Source organism: Brevundimonas sp. C43, from assembly GCF_030732185.1.
Classification (GTDB): domain Bacteria; phylum Pseudomonadota; class Alphaproteobacteria; order Caulobacterales; family Caulobacteraceae; genus Brevundimonas; species Brevundimonas diminuta_C.
Genome location: NZ_CP132231.1, coordinates 1,197,094 through 1,211,127, shown reverse-complemented (window position 1 = coordinate 1,211,127; position 14,034 = coordinate 1,197,094). Strand labels below are relative to the sequence as shown.

The 14,034-nt window shown below is 67.4% G+C and carries 11 protein-coding genes and 1 tRNA gene; 9 read left to right on the top strand and 3 right to left on the bottom strand.

Going from position 1 to position 14,034, the window contains the following annotated elements; genetic code table 11:
• Positions 1 to 33 precede the first annotated feature (33 nt).
• Together Q9R14_RS06120 and Q9R14_RS06115 are read left to right on the top strand one after the other, a co-directional pair.
• On the top strand, positions 34 to 1,215 hold the full coding sequence (locus Q9R14_RS06120; RefSeq protein WP_306003830.1) for an acyl-CoA dehydrogenase family protein: 1,182 nt from the start codon (positions 34 to 36) through the stop codon (positions 1,213 to 1,215).
• Positions 1,216 to 1,219: 4 nt separating this feature from the next.
• Entirely contained in the window at positions 1,220 to 2,338 is a 1,119-nt protein-coding gene (locus Q9R14_RS06115; RefSeq protein WP_306003829.1) for an acyl-CoA dehydrogenase, read from the top strand.
• Between the two features lie 8 nt (positions 2,339 to 2,346).
• Here Q9R14_RS06115 and Q9R14_RS06110 read toward each other — a convergent pair whose 3' ends face one another.
• Together Q9R14_RS06110 and Q9R14_RS06105 are read right to left on the bottom strand one after the other, a co-directional pair.
• On the bottom strand, positions 2,347 to 3,666 hold the full coding sequence (locus tag Q9R14_RS06110; RefSeq protein ID WP_306003828.1) for an Hsp70 family protein: 1,320 nt from the start codon (positions 3,664 to 3,666) through the stop codon (positions 2,347 to 2,349).
• Between the two features lie 73 nt (positions 3,667 to 3,739).
• A tRNA-Ser gene (locus Q9R14_RS06105) sits at positions 3,740 to 3,829 on the bottom strand.
• Between the two features lie 105 nt (positions 3,830 to 3,934).
• Between Q9R14_RS06105 and Q9R14_RS06100 the strand changes: the two genes are divergently transcribed.
• From Q9R14_RS06100 to Q9R14_RS06080, 5 genes are read left to right on the top strand one after another with little or no spacing between them, the layout of a single operon-like run.
• Positions 3,935 to 4,768, top strand: coding sequence for a septal ring lytic transglycosylase RlpA family protein (locus Q9R14_RS06100; RefSeq protein WP_306003827.1), 834 nt, complete (start codon positions 3,935 to 3,937; stop codon positions 4,766 to 4,768).
• Positions 4,769 to 4,817: 49 nt separating this feature from the next.
• Positions 4,818 to 5,450, top strand: coding sequence for a dTMP kinase (gene tmk, locus Q9R14_RS06095; protein ID WP_306003826.1), 633 nt, complete (start codon positions 4,818 to 4,820; stop codon positions 5,448 to 5,450).
• A complete protein-coding gene (locus Q9R14_RS06090) occupies positions 5,447 to 6,436 on the top strand; it encodes a DNA polymerase III subunit delta' (RefSeq protein ID WP_306003825.1) in 990 nt (329 codons plus the stop codon). Before tmk ends, Q9R14_RS06090 begins: the two co-directional genes overlap by 4 nt.
• Positions 6,436 to 7,218 (top strand): TatD family hydrolase, encoded by a 783-nt coding sequence (locus Q9R14_RS06085; protein ID WP_306003824.1) that lies wholly within the window; start codon positions 6,436 to 6,438, stop codon positions 7,216 to 7,218. Before Q9R14_RS06090 ends, Q9R14_RS06085 begins: the two co-directional genes overlap by 1 nt.
• Positions 7,215 to 8,009 (top strand): MBL fold metallo-hydrolase, encoded by a 795-nt coding sequence (locus tag Q9R14_RS06080; RefSeq protein WP_306003823.1) that lies wholly within the window; start codon positions 7,215 to 7,217, stop codon positions 8,007 to 8,009. Before Q9R14_RS06085 ends, Q9R14_RS06080 begins: the two co-directional genes overlap by 4 nt.
• On the opposite strand, the gene recG is transcribed toward Q9R14_RS06080, so the two are convergent.
• A complete protein-coding gene (gene recG / locus Q9R14_RS06075) occupies positions 8,006 to 10,093 on the bottom strand; it encodes an ATP-dependent DNA helicase RecG (RefSeq protein ID WP_306003822.1) in 2,088 nt (695 codons plus the stop codon). The genes Q9R14_RS06080 and recG overlap by 4 nt on opposite strands.
• A gap of 146 nt (positions 10,094 to 10,239) precedes the next feature.
• Here recG and Q9R14_RS06070 point away from each other — a divergent pair, with 146 nt between their 5' ends.
• Positions 10,240 to 10,581, top strand: a complete 342-nt coding sequence (locus tag Q9R14_RS06070; protein ID WP_306003821.1) for a succinate dehydrogenase assembly factor 2 — start codon at positions 10,240 to 10,242, stop codon at positions 10,579 to 10,581.
• The gene (mfd, locus tag Q9R14_RS06065; RefSeq protein ID WP_306003820.1) at positions 10,581 to 14,030 is read left to right on the top strand and encodes a transcription-repair coupling factor; all 3,450 of its coding nucleotides are present in this window, start codon (positions 10,581 to 10,583) and stop codon (positions 14,028 to 14,030) included. Before Q9R14_RS06070 ends, mfd begins: the two co-directional genes overlap by 1 nt.
• The last annotated feature ends 4 nt before the right edge of the window (positions 14,031 to 14,034 follow it).

Here is a 14,034-nt window from a genome sequence, read left to right as displayed (position 1 = left end):
CCGGTCAGCGACGCACGCCATGGGAGACGAGGAATGACCGATCTGGAGCAATTCCGCGCCGAGACGCGCGCCTGGCTGGAGGCGAACTGCCCGGCCGAATGTCGCGGGCCGATGGCCGACGACGAAATGATCTGGGGCGGCCGAAATCCCACGTTCAAGACCCCGGCGCATAAGCTGTGGCTGGAGCGGATGGGGGCACGGGGCTGGACAGCGCCGGAATGGCCCAAGGCATACGGCGGAGGCGGCCTCAGCCGCGAGGAGGCCAAGGTGCTGGCCTCCGAACTGCGCCGCATCAAGGCGCAGCCGGCCCTGGCCAGTTTTGGCGTCTGGATGCTGGGCCCGGCGCTGCTGGCCTTTGGGACCGAAGAGCAGAAAAAGCGCTTCCTGCCCGAGATCGTGCGCGGCGAGATCCGCTGGTGCCAGGGCTATTCCGAGCCGGGCGCTGGGTCCGATCTGGCGTCCATCCAGACGCGGGCCGAGGATCGGGGCGACCACTGGATCGTCAACGGCCAGAAAATCTGGACCTCCTACGCCGACAAGGCCGACTGGATCTTCTGCCTGGTGCGCACGGACCCGGAGGCGCCCAAACATCTGGGCATCAGCTTCGTGCTGTTCGACATGAAGACGCCGGGCGTGACGACGCGGCCGATCACCCTGATTTCGGGCAAGTCCCCCTTCTGCGAGACCTTCTTCGACGACGTGCGGGTGGAGAAGGAAAACCTGGTCGGGACGCTGAACCGGGGCTGGGACGTGGCCAAATATCTGTTGGCGCACGAGCGGACCATGATCGGCGCGATGGGCGAGGTCGGCGGCGGCCGGCCTGTGGGGCAGGTGGCGATGGACGCCATCGGCGCCGACGAGGCCGGACGACTGGATGAGCCGATGCTGCGCGCCCGGATCGCGGACCTGGAGATCGACGCCGCCGCCTTCCGTCTGGCGATGGAGCGGGTGGGCGATCAGGTGAAGGCCAAACAGGCGCATCCGGCCATCGCCTCCATGCTGAAATACTATGGCTCCGAGCTGAACAAGCGGCGCCATGAGCTGCTGATGGTGGCGGGCGGGGCCGATGCGCTGGAATGGGAGGGCGAGCGGTCGCACGACGGCAAGACGGCGCGCGACTGGCTGCGGACCAAGGCCAACTCCATCGAAGGCGGCACCAGCGAGGTTCAGCTGAACATCATCGCCAAACATCTGCTTCAACTGCCGGGAGCGTGAGACGATGCCGCTGATCCTGACCGAAGAACAGACGATGTTGCAGGACGCCGCCGACGGCTTCCTGAACGAACAGGCGCCGATCGCCCATCTGAGAAAGCTGCGGGACGACCGGGACGCCGACGGGGTGTCGCGCGACCTGTGGCGGGCCTTTGGCGAAATGGGTTTCGCCGGCGTCATCATCCCCGAGGCGCTGGGCGGCATGGGGCTGGGCGCGGTCGAAGCCGGAGTGATCGCCGAGAGCCTGGGGCGCACCCTGACGCCGTCGCCGTATCTGGGATCGTCGATCCTCTCGGCCAAGGTACTGATCGACGGCGGATCGCAGGCGCAGCAGGCCTGGCTGCCCAGGATCGCGGCAGGCGAGTCGATCCTGGCGCTCGCGGTGGACGAGGGCGCGAAACACGCGCCGTCTCGGATCACCACGCGGGCCGAACGGGCGGGCAACGGCTTCAAGCTGAATGGGGCCAAGGCCTTTGTGCTGGACGGCCATGTGGCGGACGCCCTGATCGTCGTCGCGACGGCTGAGGAGGGCACGACGCTGTTCCTGGTCGATCCGGCGACGGCGGGCGTCGAGATCGAGCGCACGGTGATGGTGGATGCGCACAATGCCGCGCGGATCACCCTGAACGAGGTCGCGGTCGACGCAGACGCCGTGATCGGCGCGGTCGGGGGCGGGGAGGCGCTGCTGGACGGCGCGCTGAACCTGGGGCGGGCCTGCGCGGCCTCCAGCCTGACGGGGGCAGGCGATCAGGCGTTCAAGACGACGATGGACTATCTGCGCACCCGCAAACAGTTCGGTAAGCTGATCGGCGAGTTCCAGGCGCTGCAACACCGGGCCGCGCATCTGTTTTCGGAACTGGAGCTGGCGCGCGCGGCGACGATCGGTGCCCAGATCGCCCTCGACGAGGGGCGCGAGGACGCGCCGCTGGCAGCTTCCATCGCCAAGGCCAAGGCAGGGCGCGTCGCCGAACTGGCGGTGCAGGAGGCGGTCCAGATGCACGGCGGCGTCGGCATGACCGACGAATTCGACGTGGGCCTGTTCATGAAGCGGGTGCGGGTGCTGAACGAACTGCTGGGCGACGCCGGCTTCCACGCCGAACGAGTGGCGCGGGCGCAAGGGTTCTAGGGTCGGGTCTAGACCGCCTTTTCGCTCCACAGGTCCAGATCCGCCTCGCGCCCGATCAGGGCCAGGCCTGCTGCGATGGATTCGAACTCGCCGCCCGTCTCGATCCGATCGGCGCCGAAACGGTTATGGAACAGCGCCCGCACGGCCGGCACGAAGGAGGTGCCGCCGGTCAGGAAGACGCGGTCGATGGCGTCAGGCGCCAGGCCGCTGCAGGCCATCGCCTGATCCACCGCGCCCTCGATGGCGGCCAGTTCCGGCGCGATCCAGCGTTCGAAATCGGCGCGGGCGACCGGCTTTTCGATATGGACGCCGCCGGCCTGGAACAGGAAGGTGGCCTGGTCGTCGGCAGACAGGGCCATCTTCAGCGTGGAGACGGCGCGGTACAGGTCATGGCCGTGGTTGTCGTCCAGCACCTCGATCAGGCGCTCGATCTTCTCGGGCTCCAGCGCGGTGCGGGCCAGGGCGCGGATGTCGCGCATGTCGCGCGATGCGCGCAGCAGGGCCAACTGATCCCAGCGGGCGAAGGCGGAATAGTACCGTTGCGGGATCGGCAGTTGTTTGCCGACGGAGCTGTACAGACCGCCCTTGCCCAGTTCGGGAGAGACCAGCTGGTCGATGATCCGGTAGTCGAAGGCGTCGCCCGCCACGCCCACACCCGAGCGGGCCAGCGGCGTCGAACGCAGGCCGTCGGGCGTATGTTCAAACCGGATGATGGAGAAGTCGCTGGTGCCGCCGCCGAAGTCGGCGACCAGGACCGTGGCGTCCGCCTTCAACTGGCGTGCGAAATAGAAGGCGGCGCCGACCGGCTCGTGCGCATATCGGATGTCGGTGAAACCCAGCCGCTGGAACGCCGTCTGATAGCGCGACAGGGCCAGGGTCTCGTCCGGATTGCCGCCCGCAAAGGTGACGGGGCGACCGACGATGACGGCGGGCGGGGCAGCAGCCAGTTCGTCACCCGCATGGTGGCGAAGGCGCAGCAGGAAGGCGGCCAGCAGATCCTCGAAGGCGTAACGCTTGTTGTCGATCCGGGTCTCGGTAAAGGCGGCGCTGGCAGCGAAGGTCTTGAACGACTGGATGAACCGGGTCTCCAGCGGGTCCTCGACATAGGCGGCGATGGCCCAGGGCCCGGCCTCGACCACGCGCTCGGGCGGCTGGCCGTCCACGCCGGGATGGGTCTGGAAACTGAGCGCCGAGCGGAAGGTGGTCGTCTGGCCCTCGACCGCGTCGAAGGTCACGAGATGGGCGAGGCCGTCGGCATCGGTCAGGGCCACGACCGTATTGGTCGTGCCGAAATCGATCCCGATCGTCATCGGTTTCGTCGCCGTCATGGCAGGGCTCCAGGCAGGGGAGCCGGGTTCCTAACGGCAGACGGGGCAATAGCAAGGGCTAAGCGAAGGATAGTGGCGGAAGCGGTGGGATTCGAACCCACGGACGGCTCTCACCGTCGCTGGTTTTCAAGACCAGTGCCTTAAACCACTCGGCCACACTTCCTTGCCGCCGCAGCGGAGGCGGACGCCATAGCAGGCGAACGGGTCATTAACCAAAGCGGAAATGTCTTCGGTCATCCTGTTTTCGTATTTTTTGCGAGGCGGGTCGATGACGTTTGGACAGGGAGTGCGCGGTGCGCTGATCCTGGGGCTGTTTTCGCTGCTGGCCGCCTGTTCAACCGTCGGCGGAGCAAGCGTGCGCGGGACGGTCGCCGGGCGCGGCGAGGACCGTCCGCCGGTCGTCAAGGATCCGGCGCCGATCGTGGCGGGGACGATGCGGCCCTATCAGGTGCGTGGGCGCTGGTACACGCCGAAGGAGCAGCCGGATTACGAAGAGGTCGGGATGGCGTCCTGGTACGGCGACGCCTTCAACGGCCGGCCGACCTCGACCGGCGAGCGGTTCGACATGCATGCCCTGACGGCGGCGCACAAGACCCTGCCTCTGCCAGGTCTGGTCGAGGTGACGAACCTGGAGAACGGGCGGCGGCTGGTGGTGCGGATCAACGATCGTGGGCCGTTCGTGGACAGCCGGATCATCGACCTGTCGCGCGAGGCGGCGAGCGAACTGGGAATGCTGTCGCAGGGCGTGGGGCGGGTGCGGGTGCGCTACCTCGGGCGGGCGCCGCAGCAGGGCGGGGGCACGCTGTTAAGGGCGTCGGCGCCCGTGCCGCGCGGTTCTCCCCCGGTCAGCGCGCCCGTCGTTGCGCCCGCGTCGATCGTGGCGGAGGTGACGACCTTCTGGGTCCAGGCAGGCAGTTTCTCGGATCAGGTCGAGGCCGGGCGAATCGCCGACAGCCTGAGCGGCTGGGTGCGGGCTGATCGGGGCGCAGGACGGTTCAATGTGGTGGTGGGGCCGTGGGACAGCGCCAATGCCGCCGAGGCGGCGCGTCAGTCGGTCGTGGCGCGCGGTTATGCGGGCGCCCTGTTGATATCCGGCAGCTGATCGCGCGGGCGGGCTTGCGCCGGGCGGCGTCGGCGCGCCATGAAGGCGCGTGACCCGTGGACAATTCATAAGCTTCGAAGGCGGCGAGGGCGCCGGAAAATCGACCCAGGTCGGGCGGCTGGTCGCGCGGCTGCAGACGGTGCTGGGCGAGCGCAAGGTCGTGCGCACGCGTGAACCGGGCGGGTCCAAGGGCGCGGAGGTGATCCGCAATCTGGTGGTGGCCACGGACGCCGAGCCGTGGTCGGCCATGACCGAAACCTTGCTGATGTACGCATCGCGCTCGGACCATCTGGAGCGGACCATCCGCCCGGCGCTGGCGGCCGGCGACTGGGTGGTGTGCGACCGGTTCGCCGATTCCAGCCGGGCCTATCAGGGCGCAGGCGGCGGCGTGGCGCAAAGCTTCATCGAACAGATCGACGCCGGCGTGGTCGGGGACGATCAGCCGGACCTGACCCTGGTGTTCGACCTGCCGGTCGAGGTCGGCCTGGAGCGGGCGTTCGGGCGCGGCCTGTTCGAGACGCGGTTCGAATCCAAGGGTCTGGAGTTCCATCAGCGCCTGCGCGAGGGCTTTCTGAAGATCGTCGAGGCCAATCCCCAGCGTTGCGTGCTGATCGACGCGGTCGGATCGCTGGATGAGGTCGAGGCGCGGGTCTGGCAGGCGGTTCAGGACAGGCTGCTGTGAGCGACCACCCGCGCGACCGGTTCGACCTGGTTCCTGATGCGGCGGCGGAGACGGCGTTTCTGGACGCCTGGGAACGGGGGCGGTTGCACCACGCCTGGCTGCTGTGCGGGGTCGAGGGGACGGGCAAGGCGACGTTCGCCTATCGCGCGGCGCGACGGCTGCTGGGCGCGGCGGCCGATCCGGCGTCCGGGCCGCTGGGCGCCCGGCGCGACGATCCGGTCAGCCGGCTGATTTCGGCCCAGTCGCATCCGGACCTGCTGGTGCTGGAACGCCTGGTTGAGGGGGGCAAGACCAAGAAGTCGATCTCGGTCGATCAGTCGCGCGAACTGCCGGAGTTCTTTTCAAAGAGCCCGTCTCAAGCCCAGTTCCGGGTGGCGATCATCGATGCGGCGGGTGACCTGAATCTGAATGCCGCCAACGCCTTGCTGAAGGTTCTTGAGGAGCCGCCTGAGCGTGGCGTGCTTTTTCTGGTGACCCATGCGCCGGGACGGTTGCTGGCGACGATTCGGTCGCGGTGCCGGCGGCTGAGCTTTCCGATCTGGACGCCGGATCGGCTGGAGAGTCTGGTGCGCAACCGGACGGGCGCCGAGCGTGAGGATGCCGAACACGCGGCGATCATGGCGGGCGGATCGCCGGGCGCGGCCCTGGCCCTGGCGTCCGGCGCGACGTTCGAGATGGACCAGCTGGCGCGGCGATGGGTCGAGGGCGACGTGGACCGGGCCGAAGCCCTGGCCATCGCCGACCGGTTCCGCGGCGCCGAGGGGCAGGAACGGTTCGAGACCCTTATGGACCGGTTGATCGCGGCGGTGCGGATGCGCGCCTTGCAGAGCGCGCCGGGCGCAGGCAATCGATGGGCCGAACTATGGGAGCGGCTGCAGCCGTTGCCGGAACGGGCGGCGGGCCTGAACCTGGACAAGGCCGATGTGCTTGCCGGCGCGCTGGCGGACCTGAAGCGGGTCCAGGCCCAGCAGGAACGGATGGGCTGATGCTGATCGACAGTCATGTGAACCTGCACGCGCCGCAGTTCGACGAGGACCGGGACGCCGTGATCGCGCGCGCGCGCGAGGCAGGCGTCGGGCTGATGATCGAGATCTCCGACAAGCTGACAACCTTCGAGGCGACGCACGGCATCGCCATGGCCAACGACGACATCTGGTGCACGGTCGGGGTCCATCCGCACGAGGCCAAGGATGCGGCGGACCTGACGGCGGCGACCCTGATCGATCTGGCCCAGCGGCCCAAGGTGGTGGGGATCGGCGAATGCGGTCTGGATTTCCACTACGACTTCAGCCCGCGCGAGGTGCAGGCGGCGGTGTTCCGGCAGCATGTGAAGGCGGCGCGCGAAACCGGTCTGCCGCTGGTGATCCACACGCGTGAGGCGGACGACGTAATGGCGTCGATCCTGCGCGAGGAATATGCCGCCGGGCCGTTCAAGATGTTGATGCACTGCTATACGAGTGGTGCGGAACTGGCGAAAATCGCTGCTGAAATGGGCGCCTGGTTTTCGGTTTCCGGTATCGCGACCTTCAAGGCGGCCGAGGATGTGCGGGCGGTGATCCGGGATATGCCGGGCGACCGGATCATCGTCGAGACCGACTGCCCCTATCTGGCGCCCATTCCGCATCGGGGGCGGCGCAACGAGCCCGCCTACATCGGCCATGTGTTGGACAAGCTGGCCGAGATCCGGGGTTGGAGCGCTGAGGAGGCGGACCGCATCACGACAGAGGCCTTCTTCGGCCTCTTTGACCGGATACCCAGGCCTGCATGAGTTTCGAAGTCGTCATTCTGGGCAGCGGGTCGTCGGGCGGGGTGCCGCGCGGGGACGGCGACTGGGGCGCCTGCGACCCGACCGAGCCGAAGAACCGGCGCACGCGCTGTTCGATGCTGGCGAGAAAGACCGGCGCCGAGGGTGTGACCAATGTCCTGATCGACACCTCGCCGGACCTGCGCGAACAGATGCTGGCCAGCGGCACGAAGCATGTGGACGCGGTCCTCTACACCCACGATCATGCGGACCAGACCCATGGCATCGACGATCTGCGCACCTTCGCCGCGCGGGCGAGAAAGCGCATTCCGGCGTGGATGGATGCGGCGACGCATGGCTCGCTGACGCATCGGTTCGACTACATCTTCGAGAGCAAGTTCGGTTATCCGCCGCTGCTGGACGGGCGGATCATTCCGCCGCATGGCACGGCCTGGTCGGTCGAGGGTGCGGGCGGAGCGATCCCGGTCACGACCTTTGACCAGGCGCATGGGCCGATCCGCTCGGTCGGCTATCGATTGGGCGACATCGCCTATTCCAGCGATGTGTCCGATCTGGACGAGGCGGCCCTGGCGGCGGTGGCCGGGTGCAAACTCTGGATCGTCGATGCGCTGCGTTATGCGCCTCATCCGACCCATGCCCATCTGGACCAGTCCCTGGCGTGGATCGCCGCAGCCGATGTCGAACACGCCGTGCTGACGAACCTGCACATCGACATGGATTACAAGACCTTGTCGGCGCTTGTTCCCAAAAACGTCGAGGTCGGATTCGATGGCTGGAGCCGAGTGATCGGCTAGCTCGCGCCGGCCTTGTGGTTTTTCCAGTCGAATAGCTCTTCCAGCACCTGCACCGCCTGGCCGCGTTCCGACGTCAGATCAGGATCGCGGTTCATGATCAGGCGCGCATCATCGGCGGCGGCCAGCATCAGGCTGCGGTGGCGGATCGGGTCGGCGAAGCGGTAGGCGGGAAAACCGGACTGTTTCAGGCCCAGGGGATCGCCGCCGCCGCGCAGGCGGAAGTCTTCTTCGGCGATCTCGAATCCGTCCTCGGTGCGACGCAGGGTTTCGAGGCGTTCTTTCGCCGTCTCGCCCAAGGCGCCATCCTGACCGCCGTACAGCAGGATGCAGGAACTGGCCTTGGCGCCGCGACCGACGCGGCCGCGCAACTGGTGCAACTGGGCCAGACCGAAGCGGTCGGCGTGTTCGATGACCATGATGGAGGCGTTGGGCACGTCCACGCCGACTTCGACCACCGTGGTGGCGACCAGAACCGGCAGTCGGCCGTCGGCGAAGTCGGCCATGACCGCCTCGCGCTCGGCACCCGGCATCTGGCCGTGAGCGAGGCCGACCTCGACGCCCAGCAGGCGTCGCAGATCGTCGGCGCGATCGACGGCGGCCGCCAGGTCGATGGCCTCAGATTCCTCAACGAGAGGGCAGATCCAATAGGCCTGGGCGCCGCTTTCGACGGCGGTTTTCAGTCGGGCGGCGACCTCGCCGATGCGGGCTAAAGGCAGGACGGCGGTCGTGACGGGGGTGCGGCCAGGCGGTTTCTCCATCAGGCGACTGACCTCCAGCTCGCCGTATTGCGTCAGCTCAAGCGTGCGGGGGATGGGGGTGGCCGACATGGTCAGCAGGTGCACGGCGCCCAGGCGCGGGTCGCCCTTGGCTTGCAATCGCTGGCGCTCGTTGACGCCGAACCGGTGCTGTTCGTCGATGACGGCCAGAGCCAGTCGGTCGAAGCGAACGGCGTTCTGGAACAGGGCATGGGTGCCGATGGCGACCTGGGCGTGACCCGAGGCCAGGGCAGCTAGTTTCTCGCGCCGCTGAGCCGGGGTGTCGCGGCCGGTGAGCAGGATGGCGGCGACGCCGGCCGCGTCCAGCATGGGGCCGAGTTTTTCGTAATGCTGGCGCGCCAGAATTTCGGTCGGGGCCATGAGCGCGGACTGGAAGCCGCTCGAAGCGGCGTCGGCCAGAGCGAGCGCGGCGACGGCGGTCTTGCCCGAGCCGACATCGCCTTGCAGCAATCGGCCCATCTGCTGGCCCGACGCCAGATCACGACGGATTTCGGCGACGGCCTGGGTCTGAGCGTTTGTGAGCTGGAAGGGCAGGGCCCGGAGCAGGTGTTCGGACGCCGCGCCGGGGGCGATGACGGGGGCGGGCTTGATCTCGCGGGCACGCCGGCGACGGGCCAGAGCCAGCTGATGAGCCAGGAACTCGTCATAGGCCAGGCGCTGGCGGACCGGGGCATCGGGCGACAGGTCGATCTCGCCTTTGGGGGCATGCAGGGCGTCCAGAGCGGCGCGCCAACCCAGCCAGTTCTGCTTCTTCAGCCAGGCGCGGTCCTGCCATTCCGGCAGGTCGGGCGCGGCGGGCAGGGCGGCCTGGACCAGTTTGCGCAACTGGCGCGAGCTGAGGCCCTGCGTCGCCGGATAGACGGGCTCGGACGCCGGAATAAGGGCCGCCTTGTCCAGTGTCACGATGTCCGGGTGGACGATCTGGACCTCGCCATTGAACCTTTCGACCTTGCCCGCGACTAACCGCGTCTCGCCGCGCGGCAACAACCGGTCGATGTGCTGGGGCGAGCCGCCGAACCAGACCAGGTGAACGAAGCCGGTCGGATCGCTCGCCCGGACCTTCAGCGGTGCGCCGGGACGGCTGGGCGTGAACAATCGGTCGATGGTCACGGTGAAGACGCCCACCTCGCCGTCGACGGCGGTAGCGGCCTCGGCAGGGCGACGGACGATGACGCCGGAGGGGCTGAGGAACAGCAGATCGCGGACCAGCGGGCCCGCCACCTTTTGCACCAGGGGCAGGACGCGAGGGCCCACGCCCTTGAGGGTCGAGACCTCGGCAAACAGGGGAAAGAGAATCTGCGGACGCATCGCCGTGAACATAGCGTGACCATGATGGGTGGCGAAGTGCGTTCAGGAACGCTATCTGCGCTTCTCACATTCCTGATGCGCTATCGCTCTCCGCGCGGCGGATCGCGGCTTGAGCGCATCGGCATTTTTAACGGGCAAGGATTCTTGTGGCCGAAATCGACGCGCGTCCTGAAGGCGAAATGACCCCTGAGCAGATGACGCCTGAGCGCAGGCAGCGGCTAGGCCGTATTCAGTTCCGCGCCTGGCGGCGGGGCTTTCGCGAGGCCGATATGGTGCTGGGGCCGTTTTCCGATCAGGTCGCGCCGACCCTGACCGATGCGGAACTGGACCAGTTCGAACGGTTGATCGACGAGGAAGATCAGTGGCTTTACGGCTGGATCATCGAGCGTGATCCGACGCCGCCCGAGTTCGACACGCCGGTGATGGCCAAGGTGCGCGCCTTCATGCGCGCCTACGTCGCGGCCGAAGTTGGCAAGGGAATCGGCTGATGGACGCTAAGGTCGAATACCGAGCCGATGCCGATCTGGGCGGCGCGCCCGAGGGGTTGGACGCGCTGATCGTCGCCGAACGGATCAAGGCCGGCGGCGGTGTCGGCCTGTTCGTCGCACGCGACTTTCAAAGGTCGGGCAGCTTCGTTCAGGCGTTTCAGTTCTTCTCGAAAGAGATTGAAGCCCTGGATTATCCGGCCTGGGACTGTCTGCCTTATGATCGACTGAGCCCCACGGCAGGGATCGCGGCGCAGCGCATGGCGACGCTGACGCGCCTGGCGATGCGCAAGCCCGGCGATGCGCCGGTGCTGGTCGTGACGACGGTGTCGGCGGCCATGCAGCGCACCCCGCCCAAGTCGGTCACGACACAGGCCGGGTTCGAAACCAAGGTCGGCCGCGATCTCGATATCCAGGCGCTGGAGCGCTATTTCGCCGCCAACGGCTATGTCCGGGCCTCGACCGTGTCGGAGCGCGGCGAGTTTGCGGTGCGCGGCGGGGTCGTCGACGTCTATCCGCCTGGCTTTGAAGAGCCGGTCCGGCTGGACATGTTCGGATCCGAGTTGGAATCGATCCGCACCTTTGATCCCGAGACGCAGCGGTCGACCGGCCAGATGACGTCCGTGTCCTTGGCGCCCGTTTCGGAGGCGCTGCTGGATGCAGCGGCCATCTCGCGCTTTCGCACGGGCTATCTGAGCCTGTTCGGCGCGCCGGGCGACGACCCGCTGTATGCGACGATCAGCGAGGGCGCGCGGCGTCAGGGCATGGAGCAGTGGTTGCCGCTGTTTTATGAGACTCTGGACAGCCTGTTCGACTATCTGCCGGACGACGCGGCGATCTTCCTCGACAATCAGGTCGAGACGGCCCGCGCCGAGCGATGGGATCTGGTCGCGGACGCCTATGACGCGCGCGCTGAGGCGGCCAAGGCCAAAGGACAGGCCAGCGCCAATCGCGCCTTGCCGCCCAAGCGGCTCTATCTGGACGCCGGAGACTGGAACCAGGCGCTGGCGGGTCGCGCCGTGCGTCGGTTCACGCCCTTCTTCACGGGAGGCGAGGATGCCGGCGGACGGCTGGGCCGGACCTTCGCCGCCGAACGTTCGCAGGACAGCGTGAATCTGTTCGAGGCGGTGGCGGCCCACGCGGCGGCGCTGAAGGCCGAGGGCAAGCGGGTGCTGTTCGCCTCCTGGACCGAAGGGTCTTCGGAGCGGCTGGCGACCATGCTGGCCGACCACGGGCTGGATCACATCGTCGCCGTGCGCGACTGGGCCGACGTTCAGGCGGCGCCGAAAGACCTCTATCTGCGCGGCGTCCTGCCGGTCGAGCATGGCTTTGTCACCGACGCCGTGGCGGTCATTTCCGAGACCGACATCCTGGGCGACCGTCTGGCGCGGCCGCGCAAGAAGCGCCGCGCCTCGAACTTCCTGGCGGAGGCGTCGGCCCTGACGACGGGCGATCTGGTGGTTCACCTGGATCACGGCATCGGCCGGTATGAAGGGCTGAAGACGCTGGAGATCCAGCAGGCCCCGCACGACTGCCTGGAACTGTTCTACGCCGGTGAGAGCAAACTTTATCTGCCAGTTGAAAACATTGACCTTCTAACCCGATATGGTTCGGATTCTGAAGGCGTTCAACTAGACAAGTTGGGCGGCGCAGGCTGGCAGGCGCGGAAGGCCAAGGCCAAGGAGCGTCTGCGCGCCATGGCCGAGGGGCTGATCGCTCTGGCCGCCAAACGGGCGCTGCGCGAAACCGATGCGGTCACGCCGCCGCCGGGTCTGTTCGCCGAGTTCTGCGCGCGCTTCCCCTACGAGGAAACCGACGATCAGTTGAACGCCATCGGCGATGTGCTGGAGGATCTGGGCAAGGGCACGCCGATGGATCGTCTGATCTGCGGCGATGTCGGTTTCGGCAAGACCGAGGTGGCGCTGAGGGCCGCCTTCGTCGTCGCCATGACGGGGCAGCAGGTGGCGATCGTCGCGCCGACGACCCTGCTGGCGCGCCAGCACTTCAAGACCTTCTCCGAACGATTCGCGGGCTGGCCGGTCAAGGTGCGTCAGTTGTCGCGGATGGTGGGCGCCAAGGAGGCGGCGGAGACGCGCGCCGGGCTGAAGGACGGCTCGGTCGAGATCGTTGTCGGCACCCACGCGGTGCTCAGCGAACACGTCGGCTTCCGCGACCTGGGCCTGGTCATCGTCGATGAGGAGCAGCACTTCGGCGTCAAGCACAAGGAGAAGCTGAAGACGCTGCGCGCCGACGTGCATCTGTTGACCCTGACCGCCACGCCGATCCCGCGCACGCTGCAGATGGCGCTGTCGGGCATCCGCGAGATGTCGATCATCGCCACCCCGCCGGTCGATCGCCTGGCGGTGCGGACCTACGTGACGCCGTGGGACCCGGTCCTGGTGCGCGAGGCCCTGCTGCGTGAGAAGTATCGCGGAGGTCAGGCCTACTATGTCGCGCCGCGCCTGAAGGATTTACCCGCCATCGAGAAGTTCCTGCGCGAACAAGTGCCCGAGGTGAAGTTCGTCGTGGGCCACGGCCAGATGAGCGCGACCCAGCTGGAAGAGGTGATGAGCGCCTTCTACGACGGGGAATATGACGTCCTGGTCTCCACCACGATCGTCGAGAGCGGGCTGGATATTCCGACCGCGAATACGCTGATCGTGCACCGCGCCGACATGTTCGGCCTGGCGCAGCTGTATCAAATTCGGGGGCGGGTCGGCCGGTCCAAGGCGCGCGCCTTCGCCTATCTGACCACCGATGCGGTCAAGCCGATGACGCTATCGGCCGAGCGGCGGTTGCAGGTTCTGCAGTCGCTCGACAATCTGGGCGCCGGCTTCCAGCTGGCCAGCCACGATCTGGACCAGCGCGGCGGCGGCAATCTTCTGGGCGACGAACAGTCGGGCCACATCCGCGAGGTGGGTGTCGAACTGTACCAGCAGATGCTGGAAGACGCCGTGGCGGAGCTGCGCGAGAAGGGCGAGGGACAGGCGGTGGATCGCGGTTGGTCGCCGTCGATCAATGTCGGCGCTTCTGTCCTGATTCCAGAAGATTACGTGCCAGACCTGAACGTGCGTCTGAGCCTCTACCGTCGTCTTTCCGACGCCGAACAGGCCGAGGATCGTGAAGCCCTGGCCGCCGAACTGATCGACCGTTTCGGGCCCTTGCCGGATGAGGCGCAGCAGTTGCTGAAGATCGTGGGCATCAAGTCGAACTGCCGCAAGGCCTGCATCGAGAAGATCGACATCGGGCCGCGCGGCGCGGTGCTGACGCTGCGCGACAACAGCTTCCCCAATCCGGCGGGGCTGGTCGGGCTGATTCAGAAGAACCACGCCTTCTGGAAAATTCGGCCGGATCAGAAGATCGTCGTGTCGGGCGATTGGCCGACGGCGGAAGAGCGCCTCAAGGTGGCCGAACGGATCACCGCCGATCTGGCGCGGGTGGCGGGGGCGTAGAGCT

What these genes read in the sequence shown, in the direction of transcription:
- Q9R14_RS06120 (WP_306003830.1), top strand. Translation starts at nt 34, where the DNA reads ATGACCGATCTGGAGCAATTCCGCGCCGAGACGCGCGCCTGGCTGGAG.
- Q9R14_RS06115 (WP_306003829.1), top strand. Translation starts at nt 1,220, where the DNA reads ATGCCGCTGATCCTGACCGAAGAACAGACGATGTTGCAGGACGCCGCC.
- Q9R14_RS06110 (WP_306003828.1), bottom strand. Translation starts at nt 3,666, where the DNA reads ATGACGGCGACGAAACCGATGACGATCGGGATCGATTTCGGCACGACC.
- Q9R14_RS06100 (WP_306003827.1), top strand. Translation starts at nt 3,935, where the DNA reads ATGACGTTTGGACAGGGAGTGCGCGGTGCGCTGATCCTGGGGCTGTTT.
- Q9R14_RS06085 (WP_306003824.1), top strand. Translation starts at nt 6,436, where the DNA reads ATGCTGATCGACAGTCATGTGAACCTGCACGCGCCGCAGTTCGACGAG.
- Q9R14_RS06080 (WP_306003823.1), top strand. Translation starts at nt 7,215, where the DNA reads ATGAGTTTCGAAGTCGTCATTCTGGGCAGCGGGTCGTCGGGCGGGGTG.
- recG (WP_306003822.1), bottom strand. Translation starts at nt 10,093, where the DNA reads ATGCGTCCGCAGATTCTCTTTCCCCTGTTTGCCGAGGTCTCGACCCTC.
- mfd (WP_306003820.1), top strand. Translation starts at nt 10,581, where the DNA reads ATGGACGCTAAGGTCGAATACCGAGCCGATGCCGATCTGGGCGGCGCG.